Annotated in this window: 8 protein-coding genes; all 8 read right to left on the bottom strand. The window is 75.5% G+C overall.

All coding sequences use genetic code 11. From position 1 onward, the window contains the following. Nucleotides 1-164 precede the first annotated feature (164 nt). The 8 genes from AC5K6T_RS09580 to AC5K6T_RS09545 all read right to left on the bottom strand — a co-directional run bounded on the left by AC5K6T_RS09580 (nt 165) and on the right by AC5K6T_RS09545 (nt 21,056). Entirely contained in the window at nt 165-1,865 is a 1,701-nt protein-coding gene (locus tag AC5K6T_RS09580) for an ABC transporter transmembrane domain-containing protein (protein ID WP_493207562.1), read from the bottom strand. Further along, nucleotides 1,852-13,053, bottom strand: coding sequence for a non-ribosomal peptide synthetase (locus AC5K6T_RS09575; RefSeq protein ID WP_493207560.1), 11,202 nt, complete (start codon nt 13,051-13,053; stop codon nt 1,852-1,854). Before AC5K6T_RS09575 ends, AC5K6T_RS09580 begins: the two co-directional genes overlap by 14 nt. A 7-nt stretch (nt 13,054-13,060) precedes the next feature. After that, nucleotides 13,061-14,932, bottom strand: coding sequence for an ABC transporter ATP-binding protein (locus AC5K6T_RS09570; protein WP_493207558.1), 1,872 nt, complete (start codon nt 14,930-14,932; stop codon nt 13,061-13,063). Nucleotides 14,933-14,975: 43 nt separating this feature from the next. Further along, a complete protein-coding gene (locus AC5K6T_RS09565) occupies nt 14,976-16,037 on the bottom strand; it encodes an iron-siderophore ABC transporter substrate-binding protein (RefSeq protein WP_493207556.1) in 1,062 nt (353 codons plus the stop codon). Nucleotides 16,038-16,130: 93 nt separating this feature from the next. Further along, nucleotides 16,131-17,003, bottom strand: a complete 873-nt coding sequence (locus tag AC5K6T_RS09560; RefSeq protein ID WP_493209256.1) for an ABC transporter ATP-binding protein — start codon at nt 17,001-17,003, stop codon at nt 16,131-16,133. Nucleotides 17,004-17,093: 90 nt separating this feature from the next. Continuing rightward, nucleotides 17,094-18,194, bottom strand: coding sequence for a FecCD family ABC transporter permease (locus AC5K6T_RS09555; RefSeq protein WP_493207554.1), 1,101 nt, complete (start codon nt 18,192-18,194; stop codon nt 17,094-17,096). Further along, nucleotides 18,191-19,252: a FecCD family ABC transporter permease gene (locus tag AC5K6T_RS09550; RefSeq protein WP_493207552.1), complete on the bottom strand. Its 1,062-nt coding sequence runs from the start codon at nt 19,250-19,252 to the stop codon at nt 18,191-18,193. The genes AC5K6T_RS09555 and AC5K6T_RS09550 overlap by 4 nt, the downstream gene beginning before the upstream one ends. A gap of 469 nt (nt 19,253-19,721) precedes the next feature. Beyond that, nucleotides 19,722-21,056, bottom strand: coding sequence for a lysine N(6)-hydroxylase/L-ornithine N(5)-oxygenase family protein (locus tag AC5K6T_RS09545; protein ID WP_493207550.1), 1,335 nt, complete (start codon nt 21,054-21,056; stop codon nt 19,722-19,724). Nucleotides 21,057-21,213 lie beyond the last annotated feature (157 nt).

Genomic DNA, 21,213 nt, shown 5'->3' with positions numbered 1-21,213 from the left:
CGGCCGGGCACCGCCCCGCAGGGGCGGCCTCCGGTGCGGCAGCCCCGGCCCCGGGCGGCCGCACCGGAGGGACGGCGCCGCACGGGGCCGCGGCGCCGCGGCCCCGTGCGGCGGGCGGCGGGCGGCGGGCGGCGGGCGGCGGGCGGCGGGCGGCGGGCGGCGGCTCAGCGGGCCACCGCGCGGCCGTAGCCCTCGTCGGCGGCCAGCAGGCGGCGGTGGGTGTCCTCGGCCGCGACGACGCCGTCGTCGAGGACGAGGACGCGGTCGGCGGCGTCCAACAGGGCCGGGCTGCTGGTGATCACCACGGTGGTGCGGCCCCGGCGCAGCTCGGCCACGTTGCGGGCGATGAGCTGCTCGGTCACCGCGTCCACGGCGGTGGTCGGGTCGTGCAGCACGAGCACGTCGGCGTCGGCGGCCAGCGCGCGGGCCAGGGAGAGCCGCTGGCGCTGCCCTCCGGACAGGTCGGCGCCCCGGTCCCGCACCGCGTGGTCCAGCCCTTCGGCGTGCAGGGCCACCACGTCGGTCAGCAGGGACGCCTCGACGGCCTCGGACACCGTCCGGCTGGTGCCGGACGGGTCGATGTTGCTGCGCAGCGTTCCGGCGAAGACCTCCCCGTCGTAGGGGTTCACCAGCAGCAGCTCCCGGACCGCCGTGACGGACAGGCCGGCGAGCGGATGCCCGCCGAGCCGCACCACGCCCTCGTACGCCTCCGGCGGCACGCGCAGGGCCAGCACGGCCGCCAGGTCGGCCGCCGCGCGCGGCCGGTAGGCGGCGACAGCCACGAACTCTCCCGCCTTCACCCGGAAGCTGAGTCCGCGCAACGCCCCGTGGCGGACGCCGTCCAGCTCCAGGTCGCCGCCGGGCACCGGACGCAGCGAGCCCGGGGAGGCGACCGGCGGCGCGTCGAGCAGCAGCGCCATCCGCTCCGCCGAGGCCCGCGCCACCATCACGTACTTGGGCATCTCCGAGAACAGCTTGAGCGGCTCCATCACGAACTGCGCCAGCCCCACCGCCATCACGAGCTCCCCCACCGTGATCCGGCCCTCGAAGGCCAGCCACCCGGCGGTCAGGGTGACCGCGGCGGCGAGTACGGCGTTGAGCGCCAGGGCGGTGCCCGCGTAGACGCCGCTGACCCGGGCGACGGTGACCGCCTGGAGCCGGGCCTCGCCGCTGACCCGGCGGTAGGAGCGGAACGCGGCGTGGTTGCCGCCGAAGCCGTGCAGGGGGCGGAGCCCGCCGATCAGGTCGACGACCTTGGCACCCGCCCGCGCCACCCGGGCCTGCTGCTCGCGGGTGCTGGTGCCGATCCGGCGGGAGAGCACGCTCAGCACCGACAGGATGGCGACCGTGCCGAGGATCACCAGCAGCCCGAGGCGGAGGTCGGCGAGCCCCAGGGCGACGGCCGCGACGGCCACCGCGACCAGGGAACTGACCAGCAGCGGCACCACCTCGACGATGTCGGCGGTCTGGTCGGCGTCCTCGGTGGCGATGGTGAGCACCTCGCCCGACTTCAGGCCGGTGTCCCGGGCCGTCGGCGTCAGGCCGCAGCCGGCCACCCGCACCCGCCAGCGGTGCGCCTCGGTGGTGTTGGCCTTCTGCAGGATGCGCATCCCGAACCGCCAGGACAGCGACACGGTCGTGACGATCACGGCGAGTGCGGCGACCGACAGGCCGAGCCGGGCGGGGCTGCGCTCGCGCAGGGCGTGCTCGACGATCAGGCCGAGCGCGACGGGGAAGGCGGTCTCCGCCGCCTGGTACAGGCCCATCAGAGCGGTACCCGCGGCCATCGCACCGGCGTTGCGGCGCAGCGCGGTGCGCAGGACGGCGTTTCCGGTGCGGCGGCGCCGCGTGTCAGGACTGGTCATCGAGGTGGCGGGCCATCGCTTCCGGGGTGCGCAGGGTCAACAGGTCGCGGATGGTGACGACCGGGCCGAACTCGCGGCGGAGCAGGCCGGTCAGCCGCACCGCCAGCATGGAGTGTCCGCCCAGGGACACGAAGTCGCTCACGGCGCTCACCTCGTCGTCGTCCAGGTCCAGCGCCTCGGCGAACAGTGCGCACACGGTGGTCTCGGTCGCGGTGGCCGGGCCGCGTTCGCCGGACGTCGTCAGGACGCCCAGCGGCCTGGGCTCGGGCAGGGCCGCGGGGTCGGCCTTCCCGTTCACGGTGAGCGGGATGTCCGTCACCCGGGCGTAGTGGGCGGGGCGCAGGAAGTCGGGCAGCCCGGCGCCCACCTCGGCGGCGACCGTCGCCAGGTCGGAGCCGTCCAGCACGAGGTAGGCGGCGAGCTGGTGGGCGCCGTCGGCCCGCGGGTCGCGCCGGGCGACCGCGGCGGCCAGGCGCACCGCCGGGTGCGCGGTGAACGCGGCCTCGACCTCGGCGAGTTCGACCCGGTGGCCACGGATCTTGACCTGCTGGTCGGTGCGGCCGAGATACACCAGGTGGCCGTCGGGCCGCCGCCGTACGAGGTCCCCGGTGCGGTACATGCGCGCGCCGGGCGGGCCGAACGGGCAGGCGACGAACCGGTGCGCGGTCTGCGCCGGCTGCCCGAGGTAGCCGCGGGCGATGCCGGTGCCCGACACGTACAGTTCGCCGGGGACGCCGTCCGGCAGCGGGCGCAGCCACGGGTCGAGCACGTACACGTCCGTGTTGTCGACCGGCGTGCCGACCACCGGGTCCGGGCACTCGAAGGTGCCCACGCCGAGGGTGTTGATGGTGTACTCGGTCGGCCCGTACAGGTTGTAGCCGACGGTGCCGTCGGTGGCGGCGAGCCGCCGCCACAGTGCCGGGCTCACGGCCTCCCCGCCGAGCAGCACCAGGGCGGGGCGGCGGTCCGGGTCGTCGAGCAGTCCCTCGGCCACCAGTTGCTGCGCGTAGGTGGGGGTGACGTTGACGACGTCGACGGCGTTCTCCCGGCAGTACGCGGCCAGCCGGGGCGCGTCCCGGCGCAGCTCCTCGTCGCAGAGGTGCACCTCGTGCCCGTCGGCGAGCCAGAGCAGTTCCTCCCACGACATGTCGAACGCGAACGACACGGTGTGCGCGACGCGGAACAGGCGGTGGCCGTGGGCGGCCAGGACCGGTTCGAAGATGCGGCGCTGATGGTTGATCAGCATGTTGGTGAGTCCGGCGTACTCGGTGACCACGCCCTTGGGCCGGCCCGTGGAGCCCGAGGTGTGGATGACGTAGGCGGGATGGCGCAGCCGTTCGGGGTCGTCCGGGTCGAACGTGGTGAACGGCTCCGCCTCGGGCAGCGGCCGGTCCAGCTCGATCGGCCCGCCGCCGGGGCCCGCGCCCGCACCGGAGCCCGGGGGGCCGTACGGGGTGCCGCTCAGGCGGGGGGACACCGCGCTGACGGTGAGGACCAGGTCCGGCCGGGCGTCGGCGAGGATCGCGGCGATCCGCGGGTCGGGGTGGTCCAGTTCCAGCGGCAGGTACGCGGCTCCGGTCCGCAGCACGGCGAACAGCGCCACGATCGAGTCGAGGGAGCGCGGGACGGCGAGCGCCACCGTCGCCCCGGGGCCGATGCCGCGTGCGGCGAGGACGCCGGCCAGGGCCCGGCTGCGGTCCCGCAGCGCGGCGAAGGTCAGGCTCGCGGTCCCGGCGACGAGCGCGGTCCGCTCCGGGGCCCGGCCGGCGGCCCGGTCGAACCGGTCGACGACGGTGTCGGTGCCGATGGCGGTGCGCGGGGCGGGCTCCGGCCGGGCGCCGAGGCCGGGCAGCGCGCCGACCGGCCCGGCCGAGCGGGTCAGGGCGTCGAGCACGGTCAGGTAGTCGTCCAGGAGGAGGCGGGCGTCCTGCCGTTCGCCCGTGCGGTGCTCCAGCTTGACGGTGAGCCGGTCGCCGGGGGTGACCACCCAGGTGTACGGGTAGTGCGTGGAGTCCTCGGCGGTCACCGAGGTGATGCCGTGCCGGGCGTTCATCGCGGCGAACGCGTCCGGGTCCAGGAAGTTCTGCAGCACGAACAGGTTGTCGAACAGGGTGTCGTGGCCGGCGGCCCGCTGGATCTCGCCCAGCCCCAGGTGCTCGTGCTCCATCGCCGCGACCCGGTCCGCCTGCACGGCCGACAGGTACGCGGCGACGGTGTCGTCCGGCCGGGGCCGCGTCCAGGCCGGCACGGTGTTGAGCAGCACGCCGACGACGCCGGCCAGGTCCTCGCCCTCGCGGCCGGAGACGGTCACCCCGAACACGGCGTCGGCACGGCCCGTGCGCGCGCCCAGCAGCAGGCCGAGCGCCCCGGTGAGGACGGTGTTGAGGGTGACGCCGTGCTCCCGGGCGGCCCGGCGCACCTGCTCGGACTGCTCCTCGGTCAGGGTGTGCACCAGGGCGCGGGGCAGTGCGTCGTCCGGGGCCGGGGCCGGGGCGGCGAGCAGCGTCGGCCCGGACAGGCCCGCCAGGTGCTCCGCCCAGAACCGCTCCGCGGCCGAGGTGTCCCGGGCGTGCAGGGCGCGCGCGTGGTCCTCGAAGGCCGGGACGGCCGGGGCCGGGTGCAGCGGACGGCCCGCCACGGCCGCCGCGTAGGCGTCGAAGAGGTCGCGCAGCACGATCTCGCGGGACCAGCCGTCCCACAGCAGCAGGTGGTAGCTGAGCAGCAGTCCGTCGCGCTCCCCGGGCAGGCGGACCACGGTCAGCCGGATAAGCGGCGGCTCGGCCGGGTCGAACCCGGCGGCGCGGTCCCGTGCCCGCAGGGCCGCCGCGTCGGCGTCCGTCGCCGCCTCGGCGGTGCGCACCGTCACCCGCCGGTCCGGGGCGAGGACCTGCACGGGGCTGCCGTCGTCCGCGGTGGTGAAGCCCGCGCCGACCACCGGGTGCCGGGCGATGACGTACGCCATCGCCTCGGCGAGCGCCCCGGTGTCCAGCCGCCGGTCGAAGGTGAACCAGCTCTGGGCGACGTAGTGTCCGGCCGGTCCGGTCAGCTGGGCCTGGAAGAACAGACCGCGCTGGAGGGGGGTGACGGGTGCGGTGCGCTCGGCGGTGGCGGAGGCGTCCGCGATGCGGTGCAGCGCGTCCCGCCAGTGGCCGGTGACGGTGTCGGGGACGCCGTCGGCGAGGGTGAACGCGGCGTGCAGACTGCCGGTGGCCTCGTCGAGCCAGGCGTCGGCCTCGACGGCGTAGGGGGTGCCGGGGTCGGCGCCGGTGACGGGCAGGGCCCTGGACTCGCTGCCCCGGCCGAGGTAGTTGAACAGCACCTGCGGCCGGGCCGTCAGCAGCGGCGCGGTCTGCGGGTCGAGGTACCGGAGCCGGCCGTAGGCGAGGTGGGTGCGCTCGTCGGGCGTCCGGGCGGCAACCTCGCGGGCCGCCTCGACCGGGTCGGTGTGCGCGGTGAGCCGCAGGGGCGCGATGGCGGTGAACCAGCCCACCGTGCGGGTGTAGTCGTGGTGCGGGAGGACCGGGACGCGGCCGTGCCGCTCCAGGTCGACCGCGAGGTCGGAGGGTACGGGCTGGACGGCGGTGAGGGCGGCCCGCAGCGCGCCGCACAGCAGCGCCGTGACGTCGACGCCGAGCGCGGCGGGCGCGTCCCGGGTCACCCGGGCGCTGGGACCGGGCGGGAGCACGACGGTGACGGTGCGGGTGGTCCGGGCTGGCTCGGCGGGCAGCAGCGGCGGCGCCTGGAGCACGGCGCGGAAGTGCTGCAGGTCGTCGGGCGTACGCTCGCAGGGCAGGGCGAGCGCCTCGGCGTACTCGGCGTACGGCGTGGTGGGCGGCGCGGGGGCGGCGCCGCGCAGGGCGGCCTCGATGTCGTCGAGCAGGATCAGCCAGGACACGGCGTCCACGACGAGGTGGTGGGCGGTGATCACCAGGGTGCGGGCCGGTTCCAGCCAGGAGAAGGCGATGACGTCCCCGGAGGCGGGGTCGAGCAGGCCGGCCGCCTCCTCGGCGGCGGTGGCCGGATCGGTGGTGGCGGGCCGCAGGACGGTGGCCTCGCGGGCGGGCCCGGTGCGCAGGGTCCACACCGCGTGGTCGGTGCGCAGCCGCGTGCGCAGCGCGGGGTGGGCGCGGACCACGGCGTCGGCGGCGCGCCGCACGTCGGCGAGTACGGTGCCCTCGGGCGCGGTCACCGTGCGGGCCTGCGCGAACCGGGCGAGCCCGGCGCCCCGTTCGCGCAGCCGCAGGACGATCGGGGTCGGGGCGAGGGGGCCGTCGGCGGGGCGGGCGGGTGCGGGAGGCCCGGCGGGCCGCGGGGCCTTACGGCCGAGGTGCGCGGCGAGGGCGCGGGGGGTGCGCAGCAGGAAGAGGTCCCTGGGGGCGATGCGCAGGCCGAGCGCCCTGGCCCGGTTGATGACGGTGATGGCGATGATGCTGTCGCCCCCGGCGCGGAAGAAGTCGGTGTCCGCGTGGATGCCCGCGCCCCCGTCGGCGTCGGCGCCCGCCTCGGCGCCGGGCAGGGTCCGGCGGAAGAGGCCGACCAGGGCGTCGAGCGCCGGCCCGCCCGCCGCGGGGTCCTCGTACGGGGCGGTGCCGTACGGGGCGGTGCCGTACGGGGCGGCGGGTGTGCCGGACGGGGCCCCGGGGGCGTCGTCGTACGGGACGGTGGAGGCAGGAGTGTCAGGGGTGTCGGGCGTGTCGGGGGTGTCGGGGGTGTGCCGGGCCCGTTCGGCGAGGGCGGCGCGGTCGAGCTTGCCGTTGACCGTGAGCGGCAGCGCGTCGGCGGGCAGGATGCGGCCGGGCACCATGTGGGCGGGCAGTTTCGCGGAGAGCGCGGACAGCAGCGCGTCCGGGTCGGTGGCCGGCCGGCCCACCAGGTGCGCGACGAGGTGGTCGCCGGTGTCGGCGACGGTGACGGCGGCGTCGGCGACGCCGTCGAGTTCCCGCAGGGCGCTCTCCACCTCGCCCGGTTCGATCCTGAAGCCCTTGAGCTGGACCTGGTCGTCGGCCCGGCCGGCGAACTCCAGCTCACCGCCGAGGGTGCGGCGGGCGAGGTCGCCGGTGTGGTACATGCGGGAGCCGTCGGCGGCGAACGGGTCCGCCACGAACCGGGAGGCGGTCGGTCCGGGCCGTCCCAGGTAGCCGAGGGACACCTGGTCCCCGGCGACGTAGACGGCACCGACGCGGCCGGGCGGCACCGGCCGGAGCCGGTCGTCCAGGAGGTGGGTGACCAGGCCGGGGAGGGCCGAGCCGATCGGGCTGGCGGCGTGTCCGGCGGCGAAGTCCTCGTCGGTGAGCACCCGGTGGGTGACGTGCACGGTGGTCTCGGTGATGCCGTACATGTTGACGAGTTCGGGGCGGCGGGTGCCGTGCCGGGCGACCCAGCCGCGCAGCCGGCCCGGGTCCAGCGCCTCCCCGCCGAAGACGATCCGGCGCAGCGCGGGCAGTGGCTCGCCGCAGTGCCGGTCGGCCTCGGCGAACCGGTGGAAGGCCGACGGGGTCTGGTTGAGCACGGTCACCCCGCGCTCGCGGACCAGCCGGTGGAAGTCGACCGGGGAGCGGGTCAGCGCGTGGTCGGGCACCAGCAGTTCGGCGCCGTGCGCCAGTGCGCCCCACATCTCCCAGACGGCGAAGTCGAAGGCGAAGGAGTGGAACTGCACCCAGACGTCGTGCGGACCGGACTCCAGGACGGGGCGGGTGCCGTCGAGCAGGGCGACCACGCTGGAGTGCGGGACGACGACGCCTTTGGGCCGGCCGGTCGAGCCGGAGGTGTGGATCACGTAGGCGGGGTCGTGGGGTCCGGCGGGTTCCGGCAGTCCGGGGGCAGAGGGTCCGGGCCGCCCGGCGGCCGGTGGCGTCCCGCCCGGCACGAGCACGCGGGCGGGCACCCCGGCGCGGGCCAGCAGGGCGGTGACGCGGTCGTGCTGCTCCCGGTGGACGAGCACGACCTCGGGGGTGGTGTCGGCGAGGACGTACGCGAGGCGCTCGTCGGGGTAGGCGGGGTCCAGCGGGACGTAGGCGCCGCCGGCGCTGACGACCGCGACGAGGGCGACGATCTGCTCCGGTCCGCGGGGGACGGCGACGGCGACGCGGCGGCCCGCGCCGACCCCCACCGCGCGCAGGGCGGCGGCCAGGTCGTTCTTGGCCTCGGCCAGTTCGCCGTAGGTCAGGGACCGTACGCTGCCGTCCAGCCCGCACCCGGTGACGGCGGGGGCGGCCGGGTCGCGGAGCGCGGCGGCGTCGAAGAGGCCGTGCAGGGTGTCCGGCCCGGTGCGGGCGGGGCGGAGGGCGGGGCGCCGGCCGGGGGCCCCCGCCAGGTCGCCGACGGGCGCGTCGGGCCGGGTGAGCAGGCCGGTGAGGGCACGGGTGAAGGTGTGCAGCAGGGAGCGGGCGTCCGCCTCGCGGAGCAGGGCCCGGTCGTGGATGAGGCGGAAGCGGGGCCCGCCGTCCGGGGTGCGTTCCACGGCCAGGGTGAGCGGGTAGTGCGGGGCGCCCTCGTTGGTGATGCCGGTGACGGTGAGGGTGTCGCCGGGCCGCCGCAGGGCGTCCGGGTCGGTCGCCACGTCGAACACGACCAGGGTGTCGAAGAGGGGGCCGGTGCCGGTCCGGCGGGCGATCCGGGAGAGCGGGACGTGCTGGTGGGGCCGGACGGCGTCGTGGTGGGCGGCCACCGCGGTGAGCAGGTCCCGGGCCGTGCCCGCCGGGGCCGGGCGGACGCGTACGGGCACGGTGTTGATGAGCAGGCCCACCAGGTCGGCGATGCCGGGGACGTCGGCGTCGCGGCCGGAGACCGTCGAGCCGAACACCACGTCTTCGCGGTGCAGGAGGGAGCCGAGGGTGAGGGCCCAGGCGGCGTGCACGGCCACGCTCAGCGGGACCCCGGCGGCGCGGGCGGCGGCGTCGAGACCGTCGTCGGCCGCCACGGCCGCGTCGGCGAACCGGCCGGAGGGCAGACGGCCTTCGGCGACCAGGGTGGGTCCGGGCAGTCCGGCGAGCTGCTCGCTCCAGACGCGGTCCGAGGCGGTGTCGTCGCGGCGGGCGAGGCGGCGGACGTGGTCGGCGAAGCCGCCGGCCGGGCGGCCGCTGCCGGGCTCGTGGTATTCGGCGAGCAGCGCGCGCAGCATCGGCGGCACCGACCAGCCGTCGGCGACGAGATGGTGCACGGTCTGCACCAGGACGGTGCGTCCGGCGCCGGCCCGGATCAGGGTGCAGCGCATCAGGGGGCCGGTCGCGAGGTCGAATCCGGCGCGGCGGTCCTGCTCGGCGTACGCGCGGATCTCGGCGTCGGTCATGCCGGGGCGGTCCAGGACGGTGAAGGGGGTTCGCGCTCCGCTCTCCAGCACCGACACGACCCGGCCGTCGTCGAGGGCGGTGAACCGCGCGGCCAGGTTGGGGAACAGGGTGAGCAGGCGGGTGGCGGCCGCGGCGAGGCGGTCGGGGTCGGGCTCGCCGTCCAGGTCGAGCAGTTGCTGCTCGACGTAGGCGCCGGCGGAGTCGTCGTCGAAGACGGAGTGGAAGTAGAGGCCTTCCTGAAGGGGTGTCAGCGGCAGGATGTCGGTCAGCCGCGGGCCGTCCAGCGCGTCGACGTCGGCCTGGGTGAGCACGAGCGGGGCGAAGTCGCTGGGGGTGTGGCCGCCCCGGTCGAGTGCGGCCAGGCCGGTCAGGGCGGTGCGGTAGTACTCGGCGAGGGTGGTGATGTCGTCGTCGGTGAACACGCCGTCGGGCCAGGACAGGGTGGTGGCCAGTTCGTAGCCGCCGGCCGGCGCGGGTTCGGCGATGGCGTTGAACTCCAGGGGGCGCGGCAGCCGCATCCGGGGGTCGCGCCGTTCGCCCAGCTGTCCGGTGGTGCGGGAGAGCTGCCAGTCGCCGGGGGCGCCCGCGTCGAACCGGCCCAGGTAGTTGAACAGCACCTGCGGTGCGGGCACGTCGAGTTCGGCGCCGGCCAGGTGGCGCAGGGCGCCGTAGGAGATGCCGCCCGCGGGGATGCGGGCGAGGTCCTCCTTGACCGACTTGAGGGCGGCGGCGAGGTAGCCGGGGGCGGTGAAGTCGGTGGTGTCGCCGGGGTCGACGGTGACCGGCCAGAGGGTGGTGAACCAGCCCACGGTGCGGGACAGGTCGGGTTCGAAGCCGGCGGTGGGCGCCACGAAGGCGGCCTCGCGGCCGTGGCCCTCCAGCTCGATGTGGGCGTAGGTCTGCCGCTGCCCGCCGTCGCGGCGCAGCCGGGCGAGGGCGACGGCGAGGGCGGTGAGCAGCACGTCGTCGACGCCCGCGTGGAACCGCGCGGGCACCTCGCCGAGCAGGGCCGCGGTGGCGGCGGGGCCGACGCGTACGGTGCGGGTCCGTTCGGCGGCGACGGTGTCGGCGTCCGACAGGGGGCGCCGGCCGAGCGGCTGGTCCGGGGCGGGCAGGGGCCGTCGGTGGGCGGAGCCGTCCGCGTCGCGGGCGGCGCGTTCCAGCAGTTGGGTCCAGCGGCGGAAGGAGGTTCCGGTGGCGGGGAGTTCGACGGGGTCGCCCGCGGAGAGCTGCCGCCAGGCGGTGGCCAGGTCGTCCATGACGATCCGCCAGGACACGCCGTCGACGACCACATGGTGGGCGACGAGGACGAGTTGGCGTGCCGCGCGCCGCCGTACGGCGCTCAGCATCACCCCTGCGTCGGGGTCCAGCCGGGCGGTGGCCCGGGCGAGGCACGCGTCCACGGGCAGATCGCTGTCGTGCCGTACGGGGGCGGGGACGGCGTCGGGGACGTCGAAGCTCCATCGCTCCCCGCGCACCAGCCGGGCGCGCAGCATGGGGTGGCGGCGCAGCAGGGCGGTGAGGATCTCGTCGAGGGCCTCGCCGGTCAGCCCGGCCGGGGTGTTCAGCACGACCGACTGGACGAACCCGTCGACGGCGTCGGTGGTCTCGCCGAGCCACTGCAGGACCGGTGGTCCGGCGACGGGGCCGGTGGGGATGTCGTGGTGGTCGACGGGGGCTGCGTCCTCGCGGGCGGCGACGGCGGCGAGGGCACCGAGGACGGGGTGGGTGAAGATCTGGCTCGCCGTCACCCGCAGTCCGGCCTCGCGCAGGGCGCCGATGAGGGAGATGGCGAGGATGCTGTCGCCGCCGAGGGCGAAGAAGTCCTGGTCGGTGCCGGCCTCGTCGAGGCGGAGCACCCGGGCGGCGGCGGCGCACACCGTGCGTTCGGCGTCGGTGGCGGGCGGGGTGAGCGGGCCGCTGCCGCCGGTGGCGGGTTCGGGCAGGGCGCCGCGGTCGAGCTTGCCGTTCGCGGTGAGCGGGAACTCGGGCAGGACGACGAGGCGGGCGGGCACCATGTACTCCACCATGTGCGCGCCCGCCCAGGCCCGGACGTCCTCGGCGCGCAGGTCCTCGTGCCCGGCGGCGGGGACGACGTAGCCGGTGAGGGAGGTGCCGCCGGCGGTGTTCGTGCGGGCGACCACGCAGGCGTGCCGGACTCCGGGGTGTTCGGCGAGGCCGGCCTCGACGTCCTCCGTCTCCAGGCGCATGCCGCGGATCTTGACCTGGTTGTCGGCGCGGCCCAGGAAGTCCAGTGATCCGTCGGGCGCGTAGCGGGCGAGGTCGCCGGTGCGGTAGAGGCGGGAGCCGTCGCCGGCGAAGGGGTTGGCGACGAACCGGGAGGCGGTCAGCCCGGGGGCGCCCGCGTAGCCGCGGCCCAGCAGGAAGCCGCCGACGTAGAGTTCGCCGCCGACTCCGACGGGGACGGGGCGCAGTTCCGGGTCCAGGACGTAGAGCTGGGTGTTGGGGTTGGCGCGGCCGATCGACGTCGACAGGCGTTCCGCGGCGCCCCGGTAGATCACGTGGGAGACGCCGATGGTGGTCTCGGCGGGGCCGTAGCCGTGGTAGAGGGGGATGTCGAGCCTGGCGCGGAACCGGTCGTAGAGCTCCGGGGTGAGGACCTCGCCGCCGCACCACACGTGCCGCAGACTGTCCAGCCGGCCGGTGTCGCCCGCCATCTCCAGCAGCACGTCGAGCATGGAGGAGACGAGGTAGGCGAAGGTGACGCGCTGTTCGGCGATGACGCCGAGGAGGTGGTGCGGGTCGCGTTCGCCGCCGGGGCGGAGCACCACGAGGCGGCCGCCGGTCACCAGCGGCAGGAAGATCTCGTTGACGGATATGTCGAAGGACAGCGGTGCCTTGAACAGGGAGGCGTCGTCGGGGCCGAAGCCGAGGATCTCGTGGGCCTGCCACAGCAGGCGCTCGCTGATCGCGGCGTGCCGGATCATGGCCCCCTTGGGCCGTCCGGTGGAGCCGGAGGTGAAGACGACGTAGGCGAGGGCGTCGCCGGGGAGGCCGGCGTCGGGTGCGTGGGCCGGGCGGGAGCCGTGCGCCCAGTGGGCGAGGTCGACGGGGACGGCGGCGGGTTCGCCCGGGGCGTGCCGCCCGGAGCGGTTGAGCTGGAGCGCGACCCGGGCGTCCTCGACGACGACGGCGCGGCGTTCGGCGGGCCACTGCGGGTCCAGCGGGACGAACGCTCCGCCCGCCCGGAGCACCGCGAGCAGGGCGACGACCAGGTCGGCGGACCGGTCGAGGGAGATCCCCACGACCTGCTCGGCCGTGACTCCCCGGGCGGCCAGGGAGTTGGCCAACTGTGCCGACAGTTCGTCCGTCTGACGGTAGGTCAGGGTGCGGTCGGGGTCGACGACGGCGACGGCGTCCGGGCGGGTGCGGGCCTGTTCGAGGAACATCTCCACGAGGGTGGGCCGGACCCGGTCGGCGGCGGTGTCGTTCCATGCGGCGAGCGTGGCCAGGCGGTCGGCGGGGCCGGACGGGGTGATGGTGCCGAGGGGCCGGTCGGGGAAGTCGGTGAGGTCGTCGAGCGCGAGCTGCGCGGCGGCGGGGTCGACGCCGTCCGGAAGGGCGATGCCGGAGCCGTCCGCCCGGACCCGCCAGCCGTCGGGGGCCGTGCCGCCGCTGCCGGCCCAGCCGAGGACGTCGGCGAAGAGGGTGTCCGGGGTGAGGTCGACGCCGCGGGGGCTGCGGCCCGTCGCCCAGTACGACAGTGCGACGGCGCACGCTTCGGCGACGGTGCGGTCGGAGCGGTCGCCGTGGCCGCCGTGGCCGCCGTGGCCGCCGTGGCCGCCGTGGCCGCCGTGGCCGCCGTGGTCTCCCATCCGACGCCGTACACCGGCCAGGCGTGCGGCGGACAGCTTCAGGTGACGAGCGCTCGCTTCCATCGGCGACTCAACGCCCCTTCCATGCTTGGCTGCCGCCCCTGGGCTCAGCCTGACTCGGGTCTGTCTGACTTCCTTCTCGCCACGCCCGCCACAGCCGCGCGTACCGGCCGCCGAGGGCGACCAGTTCCCGGTGCGTGCCGAGTTCGGCCACGCGGCCGTCGTCCAGTACGGCGATCCGGTCCGCCGCGGTCGCCTGGGTGAGCCGGTGCGCCACGAACAGCGTGGTGCGGCCGGCACAGGCGGCCTGTACGGCCCGTTCCAGCTCCGCGGCGCCCTCGCTGCCCGCCTCGGCCGTCGACTCGTCGAGGACCACCACCGGGGATCCGGCCAGCACCAGCCGGGCCAGCGCGATGTGGGCGGCCTTGGTGCCGTCCAGCCGCTCGCCGCCCTCGCCGACCTCGGTCCGCAGCCCTTCGGGCAGCGCGGCGACCCAGGCGTCGGCGCCGACCGTGCGCAGCGCGCGGGTCAGTTCGGCGTCGCTCGCGTCGGGGGCGGCCAGCCGCAGGTCGTCGGCGAGCGGGCCGGAGTAGACGTGGGTCTCCTGGGTGAGGAGGGTGACCAGGGCCCGCGCCCCGGCCTCGTCCAGCCCGGCCAGGTCGGTCGCGCCGATCCGCACCGACCCGGACTGCGGGGTGCCGATGCCCGCGACGAGCGCGGCCAGGGTGGACTTGCCCGCGCCGGTCGCGCCGACCAGGGCGAGCGATCCCCCGGCCGGGACGGAGAGGCTGACGTCCCGCAGGACGGGCCGCTCGGTGCCGGGGTAACGGTAGGTCACCCCGGTCACGGTCACCGGCAGCGGCGCCGGGTGTCCTGCCGCCGTGGACCGGCCCGCCTCCCCGGCCGAGGGGTCGCCCACCAGCCGGCCCTCCGTGGCCTCCCCCAGCACGCCGACCAGGCGGGCCAGGCTGGCGCCGGACTTCTGCGCCTCGTCGAAGGTGAACATGATCAGGCCGAGCGGGGTGAACAGCCGGTGGAACAGCAGCGGGGCCGCCGCCACCTCGCCCAGGGTGGCCGCGCCGGCCTCCAGCAGCGCGTAGCCGGTCAGGAGGATCAGCACGAGCCCGATGAACTCGGCCCGGTTCTCCCGGCCGACGAACCGGCCGAAGAAGCGGAACACCTCGATGCCGAGGTCGCGCACCCGCCACGACGCGCGGGTGACGCGGTCGCGGAAGGCGTCCTCCAGGCGGTAGGCCCGGACGGTGTCGATCCCGTCGAGGCCGCTGATCAGCGCCTGGGCGCGATCGGCCTGGGCGGCGCGCTGCCTGCGGTACAGCGGCGCGGAGCGGGGCAGGTACCAGCGCAGGGCCAGCGCGTACGCGGGCAGCGCGCCGGCGCCGGCCAGTCCCAGCCGCCAGTCCAGGCCGAACATGCCGGCCGTGGCGATGGCGACCAGCACTCCCGCGGAGAACACGGTGGGCACCGCCGTGCGGATGCCCCGGGAGATGACGGCCACGTCGTCGCCGACCCGGGAGAGCACGTCACCGCGGCCGACCTGCTCCACGCGGGTGCTGGGCATGCCGAGCACCGCCCGTACGGCGCCCTCGCGCAGGCGTGCGAGCAGATCCGCGCCCAGCCGTCCGGTCAGGTAGGCCGACGCGGCGGTGGCGGCGGCGCCGAGCAGTGCGGCGGCCGCCGTCAGGGCGCCGACCGTGACGAGGACGGACCGGGAGGAGCCGTCGGCGACGCCGTCGACGACCCGGCCGAGCAGCAGCACGGGCAGCACCTGGAGGGCCGCCCCGGCCACGGTGGTGAGCACGGTGGCCGCGGTCAGCCAGGGGGTCTCGCGGCAGCGGGCGGCGACCCACCGGGCCGCCTCGCGCCCCCCGGCCGTTCGCAGGGCCGCCGCGGGTGCGGGGCGGGTGGTGGCGGAGGCGCTCACCCCGTGCCCCGCCCGGGCGAAGCGGGTGCCGGGTGCGGGCGGGTCACCGGCCGGCCGCCGCCGCGACGAGCCGGTCGACGGCGTACGGCATGGACAGCAGGGTGCCCTGGGAGATGGCGGCGCCGACCGCCGGTCCCTCGCTGTCCGGCAGGTACGACACGTTGCCCTTCCGCACCGCGTCCAGGTTGGCGAACAGTTCGAACCTCTTCAGCGCCTCGGTGTCGGCGGCGTCGTTGATGACGAAGAGGTGGTCGACGTCGACCAGGTCGACGCGCTCGGGGGACAGCTTGGTGTAGAAGCTGCCGCCGGCCACCTTGTCGATCTCGTCCTGGTAGTCGAAGCCGATGCCCGACACCAGTCGTCCGCGCACGTCGGTGGAGGTGAACGGGGCCACGGAGTCCTCGTACCAGGACAGCGCCACCGCGGTCCGGCCGGCGAACTCGGGATGCTCCCGCTTGGCGGCGTCCAGGCTGCCCTCGATGTCCGCGATCATCCTCCGGCCCTCGTCGGCCCTGCCGAGCGCGGTGGCGATGTGCAGGGCGTTGTCCTGCCAGGGGGCGCTGAACAGTTCCTTCTCCCCCTTGGTCCGGCCCACGGTCGGAGCGATCCGGGAGAGCTTGTCGTAGGCGGCCCGGTCGACCTCGGAGTACACCGCGATGATCAGGTCCGGGCGCAGGGCTGCGATCTTCTCGAAGTTGGGGCCCGAGTCCCCGTTGCGCATGACGACCTCGGGCCGGGTGTCGCCCCACTTGTCCTTCACCCAGGGCCACTGGGTGTTGATGTCGGGACTCCGGCCCGGCGGGTTCGGGTACTGGTCGACCATGCCGACCGGCTTGACGCCGAACGCCAGGACGGTCTGGTCGTCGGTGTAGCCGACGGTGACGACCCGTTCGGGGGCCTCGGTGATCTCCGTCGTACCGAACGCGTGCTCCACGGTGACCGGGAAGGCCCCCGCCGCGCGGCCGGCCGCACTCTCTCCCGCCCGGTCCGCCGGGTCCGGGCCGGAACCGCATCCGGCGAGCAGGCCGGCGCCGAGCGCCAGGGCGGCCAGGGCCGCCCTGAACCGCCGCCCTGGGTTCCTGGTGGTCGTTCCGTGGAGGAGCATCCGGGGTTCCCCTTGCTGTCGCGCCGTTCGCGTCCGCCCTCGTGAGAGGGTCTGCACACCGTAACCCATTGAGCTTAGGTTAGCCTACCCTAATCATTGCAACGATCCTGTGGCGAGCCCGAGTTGGACATGCGTACGACCGATCGGTACGACGAGCGGGCGGTCGCTCACCGGGTCGTCGATCACCCGCGCCCGCAGCCCGAAGGCCTCCCGCAGCAGTTCGGCGGTGACCACGTCGCGGGGATGCCCCTGCGCCAGGATCGACCCCTCCCGCATCACGACGAGGTGGTCGCTGTAGCGGGCGGCCAGGTTGAGGTCGTGGAGCACCATCACCACGGTGCGCCCGGACTCGTGCAGCTCGTCGACCAGATCCAGTACGTCGATCGCGTGCGCGAGGTCCAGATAGGTGGTGGGCTCGTCCAGCAGCAGCAGATCGGTGCCCTGAGCCAGCGTCATGGAGATCCACACGCGCTGGCGCTGGCCCCCGGAGAGCGCGTCGACGGGCCGGTCGGCCAGGTCGGACACCCCGGTCATGGCCAGGGCCCGCGCCACCACCTCGGCGTCGTCCGAGGACCACTGCCGCAGCCAGCTCTGGTGCGGGTGGCGGCCCCGGGCGACCAGGTCGGCCACCGTCAGCCCGTCCGGCGCGACCGGCGACTGCGGCAGCAGGCCGAGCCTGCGGGCCACGTCCCTGGTGCGCAGCCCGGCGATGTCCTGGCCGTCGAGCACGACCGTGCCGCCGGACGGCCGCAGCAGCCGCGCCAGGGTGCGCAACAGCGTGGACTTCCCGCACCCGTTGGGGCCGATGAGCGTGGTGACCACACCGGGCGGCACCGTCACGTCCAGACCGTCGAGCACCGTCCGGGAGCCGTAGCCGACCGTGACGGCGCGCGCCGCCAGCCGGGCGCCGGCGTCCCCGGCCGGGGCATCGCCCGGGGCATCGGCCGGGGCGCCCCTGTCGGACACGGCGTCGGGATCGGACGCGGCGTCGGGATCGGTGCTGGACTGAGCGACCACGGGGCCCCCTTGTTCGTGCTTGTTCGTGCTTGTTCGTGCTCACCGGCGATGGCGCAGCTGTGCGCGGTTGGCCCGCACCAGCAGATGGACGAGGAACGGGCCGCCCGTCGCCGCGGTGACCACGCCGACCGGGAGGGACACCGGCAGCGCGGTACGGGCCACCAGGTCGGCGCCGGTCAGCAGCACCGCGCCCAGCAGCCCGGAGGCCACCAGCGGCGGTGTCGGGCAGCGCGCCAGCCGCATCGCCGCCTGCGGCGCCACCAGCGCCACGAACGGCACCGGACCGGCCGCGCTCACCGCCACTCCGGCCAGCAGCACCGCGCACAGCAGGAGCACCGCCCGCACCGCCGTGTGGCGGACGCCGAGTCCGGCGGCGACGTCGTCGCCCAGGTGCATCGGCCTGAACTGGAAGGCGGCGCCCGCCACCACGACCAGCAGCACCAGCGTGCCCCACAGCGCCACGCCGACCTCGCCCCAGGACCGGTTGTCCAGCGAGCCGACCAGCCACGCCTGCGCCTGCGCCACGTCCCTGATGTCCGCGGTGGCGAGCAGCCAGGTCGTGACGGCCTCCGCCACGGCGCTGACCGAGATGCCGATGAGGACGAGCCGCAGCCCGTCGATGCCGCGCCGCCAGGCGAGGAAGTACACCAGCAGTCCGGTGCCGAGTCCGCCCGCCAGGGCCGCCGTGGACACGCCGACCGTGCCGGTGACCGTCGCCGCGGTGCCGCCGGAGACCGTCACCAGGAACACCGCGGTCGCGCCGGCGCCCCCGGTGACGCCCAGGATGTCGGGGCTGGCGAGCGGGTTGCGGGCGACGGACTGCGTGAGCGCGCCGGACACACCGAGTGCGACCCCCACCACGAGCCCGGCCAGCGCGCGCGGCATCCGCAGGTCCGTGATCACGAACTCGTCGACCCGTTCGCCGCCGCCGAACACCGTGGCGATCACCCGGGGCAGTCCGATGGGGAAGTCCCCCACGGCGATGGACAGGCAGAACGCCAGGAACGCCGCCACCGCCAGCACCAGGGCGACCAGCACGGGCCGGGGCCGCCACACGAACGACACCCCGCCGAGCCGTACGCCCGGCAGCGGGGACGGCCCCCACCGCGTCTGCCGCTCCCGCACGTCCGCCCCGCTCATACGCTCCTGAACCTTCCGAACCGGACCAGCGCGGCGAAGAACGGCGCGCCCAGCAGGGCCACCAGCACCCCGGCCTCCAGTTCGCCCGGCCGCACCACCAGGCGTCCGACGATGTCGCAGGCCAGCAGGACGAGGGCGCCCAGCAGCCCGGCGTAGGGCACCAGCCAGCGGTAGTCCGGCCCGGTCAGCCGGCGGGCCACATGGCCCACCATGAGCCCGACGAAGGCGATGGGGCCGCACGCGGCGGTCGCCGCGCCCGCCAGCAGGGTGACGGCGAGGATGCCGACGGTGCGGCACAGCGCGATGTTCACCCCGAGTCCGCGGGCGACGTCCTCGCCCAGGTTGAGCAGGTTGACGGCGGGCAGGGTGCTCAGGGCCAGCACCAGTCCGGCCGCGACGAAGCCGGTCACCGGCCAGATGACGTCGAAGCCGGCGCCGGCCACCGATCCCGCGTTCCAGAACCGCAGCACGTTCAGCGACTGCTGGTCCGACAGCGCGATCGCCGTGGTCATCGCGGCGAGGAACACGGTGACGCCCTGCCCGGCCAGCGCCAGGGTCAGCGGACTGCCCGCTCCCCCGCCGATGCTCGCCAGCCCGAACACGACGACACCGGCCGCCGCCGCCCCCAGGAACGCGAACCACACGTACTGGAACGGGTCGGAGAGCCCGAACAGCGCGATCACCGACACCACCGCGAACGACGCCCCGGCGTTCACCCCGAGCAGCCCGGTGTCGGCGATGGGGTTGCGCGTGTACCCCTGGATCAGCGCGCCGCCGACCCCGAGGGCGACACCCGCCACGACCGCGAGCACCGTACGGGGCACCCGTACGGTCTGCACGATGAGCCTGATCTCCGTCAGCCGCCGGTCGGCGTCCGGGGACGCGAACAGCCCGTGCCACACCTCGGCCGGGCTCAGCGCGCGCGCCCCGACGACCAGCGACAGCAGCCCGAGCCCCGCCAGCCCCGCCAGAAGCAGTGCCAGCCCCCCGGCCCGACGCCGCCGCTGCCGCTCCACCGCCTCCGCGGAGGCGGACCGCCCCACCGCGCTCACCGCCATCCCGCCGCACCCCACCCCTCGAACACCGTCCCCGCCCCGCCCTCAGGCCCCGTACACCACCCGAACCCCACAACCGGCCCCACCCCAACCCCCCAAGGGGCGCGAGGAACCGCGCAACCAGCCACGACACACCCGCAGCCCCCCAAGGGGCGCGGGGAACTGCGCGACCAGCCACGACGCACCCGCAGCCACAAGGAGGCCGGGAAGCCACCCCGAACCCCACAACCCGCCCCACCCCAACCCCCCAAGGGGCGCGAGGAACCGCGCAACCAGCCACGACACACCCGCAGCCCCCCCCCAGGGGCGCGGGGAACTGCGCGACCAGCCACGACGCACCCGCAGCCACAAGGAGGCCGGGAAGCCACCCCGAACCCCACAACCGGCCCCACCCCAACCCCCCAAGGGGCGCGGGGAACTGCGCGACCAGCCACGACACACCCGCAGCCGAACGACCTCCACAAGCGGAGCGCTACGCACGCCCCGCCCGCACCTCGTCCGCCCCGGACTTCACCCTGCGCCCGAGGACGGAGTCCAGAATCTCCCCGACCCGCACCGCCGTGTTGGACAGCAGCGGCGAGGTGATCCCGTGCGTGTGCTCGGTACCGCCCTGGAGGTAGATCCCGCACCGCACCCCCGCCTCCGTCGCGACGCGATAGTCCCGCTCCACCCGCACCCTGCCCTCCCCGTCCCGCAGGCAGAGGTCCGCGCCCTCCCCCAGCAGCCCCACGGGATCGGCCGGTCCGTACCCGGTCGCGAAGACCACCACGTCCGCGTCCAGCAGTGCCTCCTCCCCGGTGACGAGGGACGTGACCGTGGCCCGCAGCCGGTCGGGCGCCGCGGTGAGCGAGGTGAGCCGGGAGACGTTGAGGAAGCGCAGGCGTTCGGCGCCGAGCACCTTCTCCCGGTACATCCGCCGGTACAGGTCGTCGATGAGTTCGAGGTCGACCACGGAGTAGTTGGTGTTGCCGTGGTAGTCCATCAGCCGGCGCTTGACGCCGTCCGGCGCGGAGAAGTAGTCGTCGACGGCGGCGGGGTCGAAGATCCGGTTGGCGAAGCCGCTGTCGTCGGCGGGGCTGTAGCCGTAGCGGGAGAAGACGGCGCAGACCTCGGCCCGGGGGAAGCGGCGGTGCAGGTAGGCGACGGTCTCGGCGGCGCTCTGCCCGGCGCCCACCACGACGAAGCGGGACGGTGCGGTGCCGTCCAGCGCGTCGACCCTGGTCAGCAGGTCGGAGCTGTGCCAGACGCGGTCGGTGCGTTCCACCCCCTCGGGCATGAGCGGGCGCAGCCCGGTGCCGATGACGAGGTTGCGCGCGCGGTGGACGGCGAGCCCCTCCGCCGAGCGGACGGTCACGTCGAGGTGGTCCACCGCCCCGTCACGGAGCACGGGCATGACGCCGACGACCTCGTGGCCGTAGGAGACCAGGTCGCCGAGTTGTTCCGCCGCCCATTCGAAGTAGTCGTGGAACTCGACCCGCAGCGGGAAGAGGTTCTTGTGGTTGATGAAGTCGACCAGTCGCCCCCGGCTCTTGAGGTAGCACAGGAAGCTGAACTCGCTGGCGGGGTTGCGGAGTGTCACCAGGTCCTTGAGGAAGGACACCTGCATGGTGGCGTCGTCGATGAGCATGCCCCGGTGCCAGCCGAAGCGCGGCTGCTGCTCGAAGAAGCGGGCGCTGAGGGCGTCTTCGCCGTCCGCGCTCGCGTTGTGCTCGCTGAGTGCGATCGCCATGGCCACGTTGGACGGGCCGAAGCCGATGCCGATGACGTCGTGGACCAGAGGGGCGCCGCCAGGACGAGCCTGTGCCATGTCACTCCCATCGTGCGGGCCGGCCGCCGTGCGGGCAGGCGGCCGTAGGGGTCGGGGATCGGGGGGGAAGTCGCGGGGAGGGCGGAGGAATGTGCGGGGAGACCGGGGAGACCGCCGGGGATCGCAGGGACACCGCGACGGGGGGATCGGTCCGGGC

Source organism: Streptomyces sp. B8-7, assembly GCF_058833805.1.
The sequence above is the reverse complement of the archived record's forward strand: the minus strand, read 5'-3'. Positions and strand labels throughout refer to the sequence as shown.